The following is a 15,232-nucleotide window of genomic DNA, read 5'->3' on the forward strand; positions in this document are numbered from 1 at the left end:
GGGCTCGTTGAGGTCGTCTCATAGCCAGCCAGGTGGATAAGGGTGGGCTCGATAGAAGCGACGTAGGGCGAGCACGTCTCGCTCGACGGTTTTTTTTACCCAAGCCTGATAAGCCGCTTGCACTGTCATTTCGCCAGCCGGCCAGGACCGACAATCGATAATCGCCGAGGCCGCCTGCATGCCGGATATCAATGCCTTGATCACGCCGTGAGAGGCGCACGGGTCCAGCGTCGCAGCGGCGTCACCGACTAGAAAATAACCGCTCCCGGCTGTCGTGCGGCACAGTCGCCACGAGACATCTGCTCCGCGAATCCGGCCGATCATCCTCAGTGGCTCCAATCCCTTGGGTATCAGGCGGTGCGGCACGTCTTGTGCAAACGCCAGTTGGGTCCAGTGCAGGCAGGTTGGGCTGATACGGGCAATCCAGTGCCAGCCGTCTGAGTGGGCAAACAGCCCGAGTTTTTCATCCGGCAGGTTGCTGTCTTCGCAGTAGCCGTAACGTGCGACCAACCGCGGTGAAAAACGGCGCAAGGGTATTTTCAATTGGCGTTGCAGCCAGGCGTGATGCCCAGTGGCATCTACTACAAATTGCCCGGTCCATTGTGCTGCTTGCGCCTGGACGCCTTGAACACGACCTTGCTCCAGCAATACCCGGCTCGGATGTCTGAGATGAACGATCTGCACGCCCAGATTGCGTGCCTGTTCAAGTAATTGCTGGTCGAGTAACGCTCGCGGAATCTGGAAGCCCCTCCATTGCTCGTCGCCACTTGCGCTGAATGCCTGGAAACGAGGCGGGCCATCCCAGTGAACCCAATGGCCCGTGTGGCGGTGGTAATTCTGGAGGGTGATCCCCAGTTGGCGCAGCAGCGGCTCAACGCCAGGGTGCAGTGTTTCTCCTGGCCGGTGTCTGGGAAAACTGGTCTTCTCCAGCAGGACTACCCGTAGCCCTCGCTGTGCGCAGTGGATTGCTGCAGCGCAGCCAGCCGGGCCGCCGCCGACAACAACGACGTCAAAGTGACTCATCGAGGTGTCGCCAGGGCTCCCCGTCCCGGCGGATAAGCAGCGCGTCCTGGCTCATATACAGTTCGATCTCTTGCTCTATTTCCACATGACGAAGTTTGAAGTCGTGCGCTGGGGTGCTGATCGCGCCGTGTTTGTAAAGCCTGTAGTACGCCACCTCGCCTTCCAGTCGCAAACCGGCCTCTTGCTGTGCGACGTCGAAAGCTTCGTCCGGTAATTGCACCTGAAAAAACGACAGCAGCGGCCAGCGTTTTCGTTGCTCGCTGTCTGAGCCCGCACCGACTGCTTGATAGGCGCGGCGCATGCCCAGGACACGCTGATGGTACTGCCTGGTGCTGGTCTGCCCGGTCGCGGCCAGTGAGATCCGGCCATCCAGCGCGGCCTGGGTGTAGTCGCCGTATTCATAAGCCTGGTATTGAACCAGCGTGCGCCCCTCCAGTTCGATCAGTGAGGGGCCGCTACGCCCATCCCAGGCAGGCTGGTCTAGCAGGCCGATTTCGTTGTCAGTCAGCGGGATGACCGTAGCAGAGACATTGCGTGGTTCGAACGTACGGGTTGAATCAGGCGCCACCCCTGGCCAGTACGAACCCAGCGCAGCACAGATGCGTGCATCTTCCGTGAACGGGCTGGCTAACTGATAGCCACACAGCATATTGGTGAATGGGGCATCTACCAAACCACGGCCGACTTCCCAGCCAGGCCCGAAGACGCCGCTGGCGAAATCCGGTAGCCAGGATTGTCGCTGGGCATAGGCCGCCGGATGTCCGGGGCTTGGAGTCGTGGACGTTTGGGGGTGCGAGACGATCGCAGTGGCGCCGCGGTCTTCAGCGGAAAAATAACCGCCCCTGAGCGATTGATTGATGAAAAACCGCACATCGGACAGTGGGTTGACTCGCGTGTGCCATACCTGCGGACAGGGTGGGGTAGGACAAGGAAAAACCTGCGGGTCGCTGGACCATTGCTTGAGTTCCCGTTGTCCACACAACGGGTAAAAATCCGGTGCTCCGATAATCGAATAGGCGGCGATGCTCTGCAGTTCCAGTGCTGGACAGAGTGCGCGCACCCAGCCATCGGCCATTGCGTCCTGATAGTGTAAGGCTCGGTAGCCTCCGGCCTTGACGATGGCATCGACATCCTCACGTTGATTCAGGTCTTCAATCGAGCCGTCGTCACGCACATGATGGCGCCCATGCACCAGGCCGCCGGTGCCCGGGGGCATCATGAAGGACAACGGTCGACCTTGGTAGTGAGCCAGCTGCACCAGCCGCTCCTTGGCGTTGGGCACCAGCAAGCCTGGTGCAAAGCCATCGATATCCGCCCAATGACATAACCCCTCGGTAATGACGAACGGTGCGTTGAGAATGTCAGGCTCTTGCCAACCGGTATTGCGAAAGCGTCTGTGGATTTGACCGATCTTTTCATTGACCTGGTGATTGACCAACTGAACGCTCAGGTCCATACCCGCCACGCACTCGTCGCCATCGAATACCTTATGCAAGGGCACCCAGAACTCAAGATCATGGTCGATGGATTGAGCATTCATCGGGCCGAACCGCTCGGGCTGACCCACATGCCGTGCCGCTATGAACGCGCCGTAGCGCGCCGGGATAACGCGCATTTGATTGGGCTGGTCCTCGACAAAGGGCAAAAAGCCCCTGCGTTGCGGGTCATACAGCGCTGGCGCCGTACCGACCCGGGCGATTCCGGTGCGGGAAAAGCACAGGTCGGCCTGGCGCCCATGCACGGTCTCGGGGCGGGGGCGGTATTCATAGGCAAACACGGCAATCGCCAGCTCTGCATCACCGGCGGCCAGCCGCAAAACCTCCATGCTGGGAGGATTGGCACCGTAGACATAATTAAGGATGTGTTCGGTTTCAGCTGGGGTAGGGAAGGCTGTGAGTGCACTGCCGTTGATTCCGAGGTTCACATTCGGCGAGGCGAATGCATGAAACAGCAGGCTGGCGGCCGGGTGCCCAGGCTCGACGCCACGTACGCCATCGGCCGAAAAGTCCTCAAAGCCGGGCTGGGTACGATCGATGAGCAGGGGTTTGGCGAGTTCATCGCGCAGGGTTGTCGAGGTTATGTCCAAGCCATGGTGCAGCAACAGATCACGCCAGCCGGTGGGAGCCAGGCGTGTGCAGGCGCGTTCGACAGCGTTGATCAGCGACATCCCGAGTGCTCCGACAGGTTCAGAGGCCAAGGTACGTTAAAGGGGGCGGCGTGGTAACTGACCGAACGGCTAGGTAGGCGGGAAAGGAACCGTCGCACCGGGCCATCACGCGTTCAGCGCCTATCCATCGCTTTCATAGCCTGCGCCAGCCGTTGTGTTGCGTGATGGATCTCATCCCGGTCCAGGGAGGCAAAGCCCAGGCGCAGTGCGTTTTCTGCTTGGTCGCTGGGTGAAAACTGACGACCGCTGCGTACCACCAGCCCATGCTCCAAGGCGGTGTGCACCAAGCGATCCACGTCCAGGCTATCCTCGAAACGCACCCAGAGCGCCAAGCCACCTTCGGGCTCGCGTATCTGTATGCGCTCACCGAATGCCTGGTCCAGGCAGTCGCGCAGCACGGTGCGGCGCGCCCTGTATTCCTTCGAAACGCGGCGCAGGTGTTTTTTCAACTCACCGTGATTGATCAAGTCCGCCAGCATGGTCTGTGCGACCGCATCGGCGTCGCCCAGCATCAGTGCGGCATTGCGCTGCAGGGCTTCAATCACTTGCGTGGGGGCCACGATGTAACTGCAACGAAACGTCGAGCCCAGCACCTTGGATAACGAGCCGATATAGATCACATGGCGCTGGGCGCGGTCACTGGCCAGCGGCAGGTAAGGGCGGCCGCTGAAGTGATATTCGTGGTCGTAGTCTTCTTCGATCACGCAAAAGTCATGTTGCGCGGCCAATGCCAGTAAGTGTTGTCGACGTGCGGCATGCAGGCTCACGGTGGTGGGAAATTGGTGGTGGGGCGTGAGGTAGATCAGGCGCACCGTGTGCTCGCGGCATAAGCGCTCGACCTGGTCGGTGCGGCAACCTTCATCGTCGATGTCGACCGTGACCAACTGCGCGCCGAGCTTGCGGAAAATTTCCCACGCCGGCGGGTAGCTCAAACGCTCCACCAGTACCACGTCGCCAGGCTTGATCAGCAGGCTGGCGCTCAGGTACAGGGACATCTGCGTGCCTTGGGTCAGGCAAATATTTTCGGCAGTCACTGTCAGCCCGCGGTTATTGCGCAGCATCTCGGCCAGGGCGCAGCGCAACTGATAGCCGGTGCCCTCACTGCCGTAACGCACTGTGTTGGAGGCGAAGCTGTTACGCAGCGCATGGCGATAGTAGCGATGCAACACGGCCTGGGGCAGCAAGCGGTGGTCGCTGGTGCCATTGTCGAAGAACAGCGCACTGTGCCGATGCTGAAGCGCGACCACCTGGGCGTTATGGGTGAAATACGGTACCACCGGCTGGTCCAGCAGCAGTGGGGCGAAAGACGGTTGCACCGCACAGGGCAAGGGCTTTGGCGCCAGTTGCGCATTGACGAATGTGCCGCGGCGCGGCTCGCTGATCAGCCAGCCTTTGGTCATCGCTTCTTCATAGGCCAGGATCACCGTCTTGCGGTTGACGTCGAGCATTTGTGCCATTTCCCGTGTGCCCGGCAGCAACGTCCCAGGCGGCAGGCGCCCTTCGACAATCGCGGTGACCAAGCCTTCGGCAATCTTGCGATAGGACGCCTGGCGGGTGTTGTCGTCAAGCTTGAGCAGGGGGCGCCATTTACGCAACTGGACCATCTGAAGTATCCAAATCTGGAGGTTTTAATGGTCCTAGTCTAGCGTAACAATCCAGACCTCACTTACCCCGAGGTCTTTATGAACACACGCCATGTCATCGAACTGTCTCCCTCGGGAAAAACTTTTGAGACCGGCGACGAACTGTTGCTCGACGCCATGCTTGCCAGCGGCCTGGCCGTGCCGTTCTCGTGCCGCCGCGGCGCGTGCGGCTCCTGCAAGGTGGTGGTCGCCGCAGGTGAGTACCGGGCCAAGCGCCTGGCGCCGGATGCGCCGGCGCCGTGTTACCCCCTGGCCGCCAATGAAATGTTGCTTTGCCAGAGCCATGCCTGCACCGACATGCGCCTGGAGATTCCCGGCTGGTCCCTGGATACACCTGCGTTGGTCGTTGGCGCTCAGGTTATTGGCAAGCGCGCGCTCGGGCCTGATGTCATTGAGTTGATGCTCAAGCCCGATACACCGTTGAAGGTGCGAGCTGGCCAATACCTCAAGTTCCACCTGGCAGACGGCGACACGCGTTGCTTCTCGGTTGCCAACCTGCCAACAGAGGACGAGGGGCGTTTGGTCTTCCAGATTCGTCGGGTGCGCGGCGGGTACTTTTCCGAGGGCGTACTGGATGGCTTGGCCGTGGGCGCGCGGATGCAATTGGAAGGACCGTTTGGCGCCTGCACCTGGCAGGACGATGACGCAGCGCCCGTCGTGCTGTTTGCCACGGGTACCGGTTACGCGGGCATCAAGCCGATCCTGTTGACCGCGCTCAAACGCAATGTCGAGGTGACGTTGTATTGGGGCGGCGCGCAGTCAACCGACTTTTATGACGGCGCCTTTCTGGATGAATCGATGCTTGAGCACCCCCGTTTTCGCTGGCATTCGGTGCGATCATCCGAGGGGCGGGTGCAGGAGGTTGCATTGAGCCACGGGCATCATTGGGAGGCGACCCAGGTCTATGCGTGTGGTAACGGCCCCATGCTTAGCCAGGTGCGTGCCCATTGCGTTGAGGCGGGGTTGCCGAGCCATCGGTTTGTCGCGGAGGCGTTTGTCGCCAGTGGCCGGTCAAGCGCGCAGGCGGTGTCGCTGTCGTTCGACCCGATCTGGGAGAAAGTCGGCCCGCGCTATTCCCTGGACGGGATGTTGGCGGCGCGAGAAAAATCCATACGCGCCCTGGCGGCCATCGCCAGCCGGTTGACGGTCGGCATGACCACCGGCGAAGCCCTGGAGATGGCCGCCCAGCAACTCACGGCCATGGGCGCCTCGCACACGTGGCACCCGACTTACATTCGCTTTGGCCCCGACACCATCCGGCCCTCCCGCGAAGGTGTTGATCGTCAGCGCAAACTGCGCGCCAGCGATATCGTCGTGGTCGACCTGGGGCCGGTATGGGACGGCTATGAAGGCGACTACGGCGACACGTTCATCTTCGGTGAGTTGCCGCTGCATCTGGCGTGCAGGACTGGGTTGCATGAGGTGTTCGATGAGACCCGCCAAGCGTGGCTGCGTGGGCTGACCGGGCGCGAGCTCTACGACTTCGCCGAACAGAGCGCCGTGTCGAAAGGCTGGAGGCTGGCACGCAATCTGGCGGGGCATCGCCTTGCGGATTTCCCCCATGCCTTGTTCGAAAGCAAGGAGTTGGCTGACCTGGAGATCCCACCGAGCGAAATGGCCTGGGTGCTGGAGATCCAGTTGTGCCATCCCACTGAGCCAGTGGGTGGGTTCTTTGAAGACATGCTGATGTTGCAAGCCTGAAGAGCCTGCCATTGCTGCCGAGAATTGTGCTTGGCGCGATGGCCATGCCAACCGAGATCAACCCAACACCACCAATCCCCTGTGGGAGCTGTCGAGCTTCAGCGAGGCTGCGAAAGCGGTGGTTCAGGCGATGAAAATGTTGCCTGTGCCGCCGCCATCGCAGCCTCGCCGGGGCTCGACAGCTCCCACATTTGGGCGGTGTTGTTGTCGGAAGTTGTGCTTGGCGCGATGGTGCTGCCAACCGAGATCAACCCAGCACTGCCGATCCCCTGTGGGAGCTGTCGAGCTTCAGCGAGGCCGCGAAAGCGGTGATTCAGGCGATGAAAAAGTTGCCTGTGCCGCCGCCATCGCAGCCTCGCCGGGGCTCGACAGCTCCCACATTTGTGCGGTGTTGTTGTCGGGAGTTGTGCTTGGCGCGATGGTGCTGCCAAACGAGATCAACCCAGCACTGCCGATCCCCTGTGGGAGTTGTCGAGCTTCAGCGAGGCTGCGAAAGCGGTGGTTCAGGCGATGAAAATGTTGCCTGTGCCGCCGCCATCGCAGCCTCGCCGTGGCTCGACAGCTCCCACATTTGTGCGGTGTTGTTGTCGGGAGTTGTGCTTGGCGCGATGGCCCTGCCAACCGAGATCAACCCAACACCACCAATCCCCTGTGGGAGTTGTCGAGCTTCAGCGAGGCTGCGAAAGCGGTGATTCAGGCGATGAAAATGTTGCCTGTGCCGCCGCCATCGCAGCCTCGCCGGGGCTCGACAGCTCCCACATTTGTGCGGTGTTGTTGTCGGGAGTTGTGCTTGGCGCGATGGTGCTGCCAAACGAGATCAACCCAGCACTGCCGATCCCCTGTGGGAGCTGTCGAGCTTCAGCGAGGCTGCGAAAGCGGTGGTTCAGGCGATGAAAATGTTGCCTGTGCCGCCGCCATCGCAGCCTCGCCGGGGCTCGACAGCTCCCACATTTGGGCGGTGTTGTTGTCGGGAGTTGTGCTTGGCGCGATGGTGCTGCCAACCGAGATCAACCCAGAGCTGCCGATCCCCTGTGGGAGCTGTCGAGCTTCAGCGAGGCTGCGAAAGCGGTGGTTCAGGCGATGAAAATGTTGCCTGTGCCGCCGCCATCGCAGCCTCGCCGGGGCTCGACAGCTCCCACATTTGGGCGGTGTTGTTGTCGGGAGTTGTGCTTGGCGCGATGGCCCTGCCAACCGAGATCAACCCAGCACTGCCGATCCCCTGTGGGAGCTGTCGAGCTTCAGCGAGGCCGCGAAAGCGGTGGTTCAGGCGATGAGGATGGGTCAGAGCTTCGGCAACTGCCCGACGCGGCCCATCATTTCAGTGACGATCTGCAGGTCCAGCAGGAACTGCTCAACCGTTTTGAACTCACTGTCGGTGTGCCCGGTGTACTTCTCTTCCGGACGGGCCAGGCCAAATTGCACCCCGTTGGGCAAGTCGTGCACCGAGGTTGCACCGGCCGAGGTGCCGAACTTGTGCGGCATGCCCAGGTTTTCCGTGGCGACCGCCAGCAAGGCTTTGACCCACTCACCTTCAGGGTTGCGGTACATCGGTGTATCCAGCGAATAGGCGAAGCTCACGTTGACCTTGGCTTGCTGGTTCCAGGCATTCAGTTTCTGTTCGATCTGTGCCTTGAGTGCCTCCGGGGTTTTACCCTTCGGCGCCCGCAGGTTCACCGCCAGCTTGAAGGCTTTGTCATCCAGGCCGACAAAGGTCGGCGAGGTGGTCAACGGCCCCATGAAGTCATCGGCGAAGCCCACGCCCAATTTGCCGCCAAGGTAATCCAGGCCCCAGTTGTCCGCTGCATAACGCGCTGCATCAGTGATGTGGTTGTGCTTGAGGGCAATCTTGCCGTCGACGCCGTGGATCAGTTCCAGCATACGAGCCACCGGGTTGACCCCGGTTTCGGGTTCGGAGGAGTGGGCGGATACGCCGGTGACAGTGAGTTTGACGTCCTTGCTATCGACCTTGGCGCTGACCTGGAAATTGCCGCCGTTGCGCTTGGCATAATCATTACCGGCCTGCTGCAGGCTGGCCGCTAACTCAGCAGGCTTATCGCTGACCAGCGTGGCGACCGAAACCGATGGAATCTGGTTGGTGGCCTTGCCGCCGGTCATTGCGATGATTTCTGCGCCTGTGCCTTCACCTTTGCGTACCGGGAAGGTCGCCATGATGGTGCCCGAGCCTTTCTCGGCGATCACCACCGGGTAGCCGCCATCCAGCGCCAGGTTGTATTGCGGCACGGGGTTGCGTTCGAAGTAGTAGGGAATCGCGTCACCGGCGGTTTCTTCGGTGGTGTCCACCAGCAGCTTGAGCGTGCGCGCCAGCGGCAGTTTTTCTTCCTTGATCACCTTCATGGCATACATCGCCACGACGATGCCGTTCTTGTCATCTTCGGTCCCACGGCCATACATGCGGTCGCCGATCAGCGTGACCTTGAACGGGTCGAGCTTGGTGCCATCTTGCAGCACCCAGTTTTCCGGCGTGACCGGCACCACATCGGCATGGGCATGTACGCCGACGACTTCATCACCGCTGCCTTCCAGGGAGATTTCGTACACACGGTTATCGACGTTACGGAAGTTCAGGTTGAAGGATTTGGCCAGGGCCTGGATCTTGTCGGCGATCTTGAGGAATTCCGGGTTTTTGTACTGTGGCAGCCCGTCTACGTTGAAGGTCGGAATCTCCACCAGTTCGCGCAAGGTTTCCAGGGCAGCCTTGCCGTACTTCACACGGGTGTAGATACCGAGCAGGCGATTGATCTCGTTCTGTTGCTCGGCGTTCAGGGTTTTGTTGTCGAGAAAGGCGCTGATAGCCGGGCCGACGTCAGCCGATTTACCCAGCTCGCCCTTGGCCAGGTTGCCGAGGAAGCTGCGGAAATCGGTGACCGATGTCTCGCCGAAGCTCTTCACAATCGCCGCGCTTTGGTCTGCGCTGATGTTGGCGAAAGCGGGGGTTGAGAGTGCCGAAAGGCTAGCCGCGAACAGGGTGGCAACGGCCAATTGCTTGAGTGGAAAGTGCATTGTTTAAGGCATTCCTTTGCAGGTAGTGAGTAGGGTGTTTCTGACAGGCAAGTCGGAAACATTTCCACACACTACCACTACTCAGGTGCCCAAGGTCAATGCTGGCCAGGATGGGGCTCAGGGTATTCATCCGTCACGCTCAAGGCTCTGGCGTAGGGCCCGTCCCACAGTTGCTCATGCAATTGCCCTACACGCCTGGCCATCGCTTCACTGCGCATCACCACCTCCAGATTGCGCGAGTTATCCAGGTAACCGCCCAACCAGTTGCTGGTGCCGATCCACGCCACTTGCCCGTCGATCTCCATGGTCTTGCTGTGGATCACTCGGGCATAAGGGATAAAACCTTGCTTGGCTTCGGGCAGGGTGACGATCTTGATTTCGACGTTGGGCAATACCGCCAGGCTCTTGAGGTAGGGCAGTTCCAGCTTGTCGGTGTTCCAGTTGGACACCATCAGTTTGATCGACACCCCACGGGCAGCAGCGGCACGCACGGCGTTGTCGATCACCGCGTAGTACGGGCGGGTTCGATCAGGCCCGTAGGACAGTGGCGCGTAATCGAGCAATTGCACACGCACTTCTTTTTTGGCTTCGCTTAGCAGGCGTGGCAGTTCCAGCTGTGAGTCGCCTACGCCTGGCGGGTTGTAGCGTTGCGGGCTGGCCACCAGGTAGTTGCCGGTACGCAAGGGAACCTGGCCGGGGGCGGGCAGCGGTACCGGTTGTTTATCGGCGAGCGCGGCCTGGGCTTGCCAGTCTTGATCGAAGATCGCCTGCACCTGGCCCACGACGGCTGCGTCACTGATACGCAGCCCGGTTTCGTGGATATGTTCCAGGGAGCGCCAGTCGAAATTCTGGCTGCCGATAAACGCCTGCGTGCCATCCACCAGCAGGTATTTGGCGTGGATGATGCCGCCGCTCAGTTGCCCGTAGGGCAGCACCCGCAAGGTCAGGTTGGGGATCGCACGCAGGCGTTCCAGGGTGGCAGCTTCCGACAGCCTGAGGCCTTTTTCTTCCAGCAAAAAACGAATTTTCACGCCGCGCTTGCCGGCAGCCTCAAGGCGTTCGATGACCGTGTTCATCACCGAGCCGGGATGGTCGACGGCGTAGAACTGGCCGATATCAATGCGGCTCTTCGCACTGTCGAACAGCTCGATCCATACCGGGCCAGTCTGGCGCAAATCGGCGGTGACCAGGGCGGTATCCACCGGCACGGTGTGCACCAGCTCAAACCCCGGAATGGAAAAGTCCGCCTGGGCCAGCGGACTGAGCAACACGCCGGCGAGGCTGGCGATACGCAACTTCATCGAAAGGGACATAGGCGTCTCATCGGACAAAACAAAGGGGCGGGCGTATTACGCGCCCGCCCGACGGGTCACGCTGTGCGGCTGTGCAAGGAGGTTGGTACAAGGTGCGGTACTTCGCCTTGTACGCGGGCTCCGCTGGCCGCGCGGATCAACAGGATCTTCAACTGGTCGTTGATGCGTTCCAGGCTGTCCTGGAAAAAGTTGTGGAACACCACGCAGAACAGCGCGATGGCAATACCCAGGCCGGTGGCGAACAAGGCCGTGCCGATACCACCGGAAATCTGCCCTGGGTCGGAAACACCCGCCGTGGCCAGCGCCTTGAAGGTGTCGATAATGCCGAGGATGGTACCCAGCAAGCCCAGCAGCGGGGCGGCGGTGGTAATGGTCTCGATGATCCACAGGCTGCGGGCCAGCGGGGCACGGGTCTTGAGGTATTGGGTGTCGATTTCGTCGTCCAGGTCCTTGCGTGAACCGTTGGAGGCTTTCTGCGCCAGCACCGGCAGGATCATGTTCAGCGGCAGGCTGTCGCGACGGCTCAGGTTTTCCGGCAGGTCACGCTCGCTGTGCACGGGGGCGCCGAGGGCGTCGATCAACGCCCGAGCCTGGCGGCGCACGTAGGCAAAGTAGATGCCGCGTTCGATGGCGATGAAGATCGCAATGGCCATCGCCGCGTACATCACATAGAAGGTGACGTCGTGGAGCAGGTTCATATCCATGCTGGTGTTCCTCTTGGGTCAGTCTTAGAAATTCGCTTCCAGCGAAACCGTTACGGTGCGGTCCAGGCCAACGATGTAGGCCGGGTCGCCATCGCGAAAACCGCTGTAGCTGGCCGCGTTGGTCTTGGTGGTGTACACGCCGTCCAGGTACTTCTTGTCGAACAGGTTGTCGACGTTCAGGCGCAGGGTCGCGTCCTTGACGACTTTCTTGTCCACCGGCAGGTAGATACCGGCGCCAAGGTTGAACACGGTGCGTCCGGAAATGGCTTCGTCGTTGGTCAGGTCGCCATAGAGCTTGCTGGTGTACTTGCCGCCGAAGGTGCCGTAGAAGCGCCCGTCGTCGTAACCAACGTTGGCCGCCAGCATGTTCTTGGGCACGTTGGCGAACTGCTTGCCGCTGGTGGGCAGCACGATGGGCTTGCCGGCGTTGTAGACGGTCAGGTCATCCTGCTGCTCGGCCTTGGTGTAGGTGTAGGAGGTGTAGTAGTTGAAGTGGTGGGGCAACTGGCCACTCCATTCCAGCTCCAGGCCTTTGTTGACCACGGAGCCCGCGTTGATGTCGGCAAAGTCGCCGTTGATGTCCCGGGACGAAACCTGGCGGTTCTTGAAGTCCATGTAGAACAGGGTGGCGGCCAGGGTCATGTCGTCGCCGCTGTAGCGCCAGCCCAGTTCATGGTTCCAGCTGGTTTCCGGTTCGGCGTCGATCGAGCCGGCGCCTTTGTCGTAGAGCACGTAGTTCTGCGGTACCCGCATGTTGCGCGACAGGCTGTAGAACAACTGGTCACGCTCGTCCAGCTGGTATTTCAGGCCGGCGTTGGGCAGCAGTTTGTTGTAGGTCTGGTTACGTTTTTCCGGGCGTTCGTTAAGGCTGCCATGGTTGGTGCCTTCACGCTCGACGTTCATGTAGGCCAGGCCGGCGATAAAGGTCCAATCCGGGTTGATGTACCAGGTGTCCTGGGCCCAGACCTTTTGCGCCGGGGTCACCGTGAAGCGGTCGCGCCCCTGGACCTGGTTGCCGTTGGCATCGACGATGGCGCTGTTGGAATCCGGCCAGGTGTCCACTGGCTTGCCGTTGCTCTTTAGGGGAATGAACGGCTGGGTCTGGCTCTGGCGTGCGCGCTCGTACCAGTAGCCGAATTGCAGGCTGTGGTCGCCCAGGTCCCAGGTCAGTTTGGTGGTGATGCCCGGCCGCCAGGTTTGCGTGCGTGAAGGGCGGTAGTACACGCCGCTGTTCGGTGTGCCATCGGCGTTGTACTGGGCGGCGGTGGGCAGGTTGCCGAGGTCGAACACGCCACCCTGGTTGGAGCCACGGTTGAGCGCATAGGCGGACGAGCCGACGCCGCTGCCGTTGCCCCAGTAGTAATACGGGATCACCGACAGCGCCAGGTTGTCGGCCAGTTTGAACTGGGTGTTGAGCACGGCGGTGAAGGTCTGGAACGGGTTCTGCGCCAGGGCGTAGTAGCTGTTGTACTTGCCGTTGCTGCCCACGCTCGGCGTGGCCGGGTAGGGATCGTACTTGCGGCCGTTCTGCTGGAACTGCGCCTTGGTCAACTGGCTGTAACTGTTGTTGTCCTGCTCGTGGTACTTGAGGATCAGGTTGGCGGTGTTGCCGTTGCCGGCGTCGAAGAAGCTGTTCCACTCCACCTTGTCCGCACGCACCGCGCCTGAGCCACGCCACATTTCCCCTTCGGTATGGGACACCGACAACCAGTTGCTCAGGCCGTTGATTTCACCGGTATTGAGGCGGGCGAAGGTCTTGCGCGTGGCGTTGCTGCCGACCACCTGTTTGACGAACGCGCCGGTTTCTTTGGTGGGGCGAATGGTCACGATGCCGATGTTGCCGCCGCTGGAACCAATGTGCGGGCCGTCGGATTCCGAAGCTCCCTGGGTGACGAAGATCTGGTCGATGTTTTCCGGGTCGCCCAGCAGGTTGGAGTACAGCGCGTAGTTGCCGGAGTCGTTGATCGGCATGCCGTCCACCGACATGCCCACCTGGTCGGAGTTCATGCCGCGCATGGTGAAGCGAAAACCCGAGAGGCCGGTGTTGTCTTCACTGGAGATGTTCAAGCCTGGGGTGTACTTGAGCTTATCGATGGCATTGCCTGTTGCTGCCTGCTTGTCCAGTGCTTCCTTGGTCACCGTGGAGCGGCCCTTGATGCTTTCTTCCGGGACCATGTAACCGCCCCCTGCGCTCGCCTTGCCTTGTACCCCAATGGTGCCGACATCACTGTCGCTGGTCTCTGCCATGACCAGTCCCTGGCTCATGCTGGTCGCGGCAACGAGTGCCAGATGAATGCGGGTGAACTTCATCACTGTCGTCCTGATGTCGGGTGCTTATTGCACGCTGTAGTTGAAGGTGGCGGTGAAGCGCTGCTCATTGCGGCCCCCGAAGGCTTGTTCGGGGAACGGTTTGACTTGCTTGATGCGACGCAAGCTGTTGGTGGCGGCCCGGTTGAGCAACATGCTTGAGGCCTGAGTCTGTAAGCCGGAATCGAGCACACGGCCCTGGCGGTCCACCAGCAACCACACCACCACCTCGCCGCTGGGGCGTTCGAGCGACGCCTGGCGCCCGGTGGGGTACTGCTTGTAGGTGTCCAACTCGTTGCGCAAGCCTTTGAGGTAACCGCCTTCCAGGGCCTGGCCATCGACCTTCGGTGGCGCCGGTGGGGCGGGCGTCGGTGCCGTTTGGGCGACGGCGGCCGGGGCTGGCTTGGCGGCCACCGGTGGCGGCGTTGGCGCGGGCTTGGCGACCACGGGCGCCGGCTTGGGCACAGGTTTTGGCTTGGGTTTGGGTTCGGGTTTAGGCAGCGGCTTGGGCGGTGGCGGTGGCGCCGGCGCGGCCTCTTCCTCTTCTATTACCGGCGGTGGCGGTTCTTGTTCCACCACCGGTTCCGGTATGACTTCCGGTTCCGGCTCGACCAAGGCCAATTCGACCGCCGACTCGTCATACACCGGCTCGACCTTCAAGGTCTCGGACTGGATACCCAGTGCAATCAGCACCAGGGCGATCAGGGCCGGGACACTGCCCAGCAGCTGACGCGCACGAAACAGAACGTACATGATCAAGACTTACGCGTAGCAATGGACACGGAGGTGAAGCCACCCAGGCGCAGGGTGTCCATCACTTCCACCAGGCGCGAAACCTCTACGCCTTTGTCGCTGTTGACGATGATCGTCGACTTGGTGTCGGGCTTCTCGGCCGCCTTCAAGGCCGGCACCAGGGCATCCACCGTCAGGTCCTTGCCGTCCAGTTGCAACTGGCCTTCCAGGCCCAGGGTAAGGATGAATTTGTTTTGCGGTTTGAGCTGCTGCGAGCTGCTGGCGCTGGGCAATTGGGTCTTCATGCCGAGCGCGGGAATCACGTTCAGGCTCACCAGTACGAAAAACACCAGCAGGAACATCATCACGTCGATCATCGGGATCAGTTCGATGTGCGCCTTGCGTTTCTTGGGTTCGTCCCAGGTTCTCATTCCGTTACCCCGTTATTGAATTAGGGGCAACACGCTAGCAAGCAAAAATGACCGAATGGTTAACTTTAATTGACGGTTTAAAGGCTCTAGGACGGGTCTTTCAGAAAACTTACCGGTCAGTTTTGGCACGTAATGAAACTGACACTCGGGGCGTACATGCTTGAGAAATTTATCTTGAGAGCCAGCTTCC

10 protein-coding genes are annotated in these 15,232 nt (G+C 60.8%); 1 reads left to right on the forward strand and 9 read right to left on the reverse strand.

All coding sequences use genetic code 11. From position 1 onward, the window contains the following. Nucleotides 1-18: 18 nt before the first annotated feature. The 3 genes from LJX92_RS09095 to LJX92_RS09105 form a co-directional block, all read right to left on the reverse strand. Nucleotides 19-1,023: an NAD(P)/FAD-dependent oxidoreductase gene (locus tag LJX92_RS09095; protein WP_148852263.1), complete on the reverse strand. Its 1,005-nt coding sequence runs from the start codon at nt 1,021-1,023 to the stop codon at nt 19-21. Beyond that, nucleotides 1,010-3,190: a hypothetical protein gene (locus LJX92_RS09100; RefSeq protein WP_148852262.1), complete on the reverse strand. Its 2,181-nt coding sequence runs from the start codon at nt 3,188-3,190 to the stop codon at nt 1,010-1,012. The genes LJX92_RS09095 and LJX92_RS09100 overlap by 14 nt, the downstream gene beginning before the upstream one ends. Nucleotides 3,191-3,303: 113 nt before the next feature. Then, nucleotides 3,304-4,794: a PLP-dependent aminotransferase family protein gene (locus tag LJX92_RS09105; RefSeq protein ID WP_228309614.1), complete on the reverse strand. Its 1,491-nt coding sequence runs from the start codon at nt 4,792-4,794 to the stop codon at nt 3,304-3,306. Nucleotides 4,795-4,872: 78 nt separating this feature from the next. Here LJX92_RS09105 and LJX92_RS09110 point away from each other — a divergent pair, with 78 nt between their 5' ends. After that, nucleotides 4,873-6,534: a M24 family metallopeptidase gene (locus LJX92_RS09110; protein ID WP_228309615.1), complete on the forward strand. Its 1,662-nt coding sequence runs from the start codon at nt 4,873-4,875 to the stop codon at nt 6,532-6,534. Nucleotides 6,535-7,815: 1,281 nt separating this feature from the next. Here the strand turns inward: LJX92_RS09110 and LJX92_RS09115 are convergent. From LJX92_RS09115 to LJX92_RS09140, 6 genes are all read right to left on the reverse strand, one after another. Next, nucleotides 7,816-9,555, reverse strand: coding sequence for a dipeptidase (locus LJX92_RS09115; protein ID WP_228309616.1), 1,740 nt, complete (start codon nt 9,553-9,555; stop codon nt 7,816-7,818). Between the two features lie 95 nt (nt 9,556-9,650). Further along, a complete protein-coding gene (locus LJX92_RS09120; protein WP_228309618.1) occupies nt 9,651-10,868 on the reverse strand; it encodes a phospholipase D-like domain-containing protein in 1,218 nt (405 codons plus the stop codon). A 56-nt stretch (nt 10,869-10,924) separates the two neighbouring features. Next, nucleotides 10,925-11,572 carry a MotA/TolQ/ExbB proton channel family protein gene (locus LJX92_RS09125; protein WP_005786664.1) on the reverse strand — a complete coding sequence of 216 codons (648 nt, stop codon included), beginning with the start codon at nt 11,570-11,572 and terminating at the stop codon, nt 10,925-10,927. 24 nt (nt 11,573-11,596) lie between these two features. Continuing rightward, complete coding sequence (locus LJX92_RS09130; RefSeq protein ID WP_148852258.1) at nt 11,597-13,882, reverse strand: TonB-dependent receptor; 2,286 nt, start codon at nt 13,880-13,882, stop codon at nt 11,597-11,599. A gap of 24 nt (nt 13,883-13,906) precedes the next feature. Then, a complete protein-coding gene (locus tag LJX92_RS09135; RefSeq protein WP_228309619.1) occupies nt 13,907-14,632 on the reverse strand; it encodes an energy transducer TonB family protein in 726 nt (241 codons plus the stop codon). A 2-nt stretch (nt 14,633-14,634) separates the two neighbouring features. Beyond that, on the reverse strand, nt 14,635-15,042 hold the full coding sequence (locus tag LJX92_RS09140) for an ExbD/TolR family protein (RefSeq protein WP_005786670.1): 408 nt from the start codon (nt 15,040-15,042) through the stop codon (nt 14,635-14,637). Nucleotides 15,043-15,232: the final 190 nt, after the last annotated feature.

Source organism: Pseudomonas sp. HN8-3, assembly GCF_020790195.1.
Classification (GTDB): domain Bacteria; phylum Pseudomonadota; class Gammaproteobacteria; order Pseudomonadales; family Pseudomonadaceae; genus Aquipseudomonas; species Aquipseudomonas synxantha_A.

Bases quoted from the DNA above. Each gene is read 5' to 3' on its own strand.
- LJX92_RS09095 (WP_148852263.1), bottom strand. From the start codon at position 1,023: ATGAGTCACTTTGACGTCGTTGTTGTCGGCGGCGGCCCGGCTGGCTGC.
- LJX92_RS09125 (WP_005786664.1), bottom strand. From the start codon at position 11,572: ATGGATATGAACCTGCTCCACGACGTCACCTTCTATGTGATGTACGCG.
- LJX92_RS09105 (WP_228309614.1), bottom strand. From the start codon at position 4,794: ATGGTCCAGTTGCGTAAATGGCGCCCCCTGCTCAAGCTTGACGACAAC.
- LJX92_RS09100 (WP_148852262.1), bottom strand. From the start codon at position 3,190: ATGTCGCTGATCAACGCTGTCGAACGCGCCTGCACACGCCTGGCTCCC.
- LJX92_RS09140 (WP_005786670.1), bottom strand. From the start codon at position 15,042: ATGAGAACCTGGGACGAACCCAAGAAACGCAAGGCGCACATCGAACTG.
- LJX92_RS09115 (WP_228309616.1), bottom strand. From the start codon at position 9,555: ATGCACTTTCCACTCAAGCAATTGGCCGTTGCCACCCTGTTCGCGGCT.
- LJX92_RS09120 (WP_228309618.1), bottom strand. From the start codon at position 10,868: ATGTCCCTTTCGATGAAGTTGCGTATCGCCAGCCTCGCCGGCGTGTTG.
- LJX92_RS09135 (WP_228309619.1), bottom strand. From the start codon at position 14,632: ATGTACGTTCTGTTTCGTGCGCGTCAGCTGCTGGGCAGTGTCCCGGCC.
- LJX92_RS09110 (WP_228309615.1), top strand. From the start codon at position 4,873: ATGAACACACGCCATGTCATCGAACTGTCTCCCTCGGGAAAAACTTTT.
- LJX92_RS09130 (WP_148852258.1), bottom strand. From the start codon at position 13,882: ATGAAGTTCACCCGCATTCATCTGGCACTCGTTGCCGCGACCAGCATG.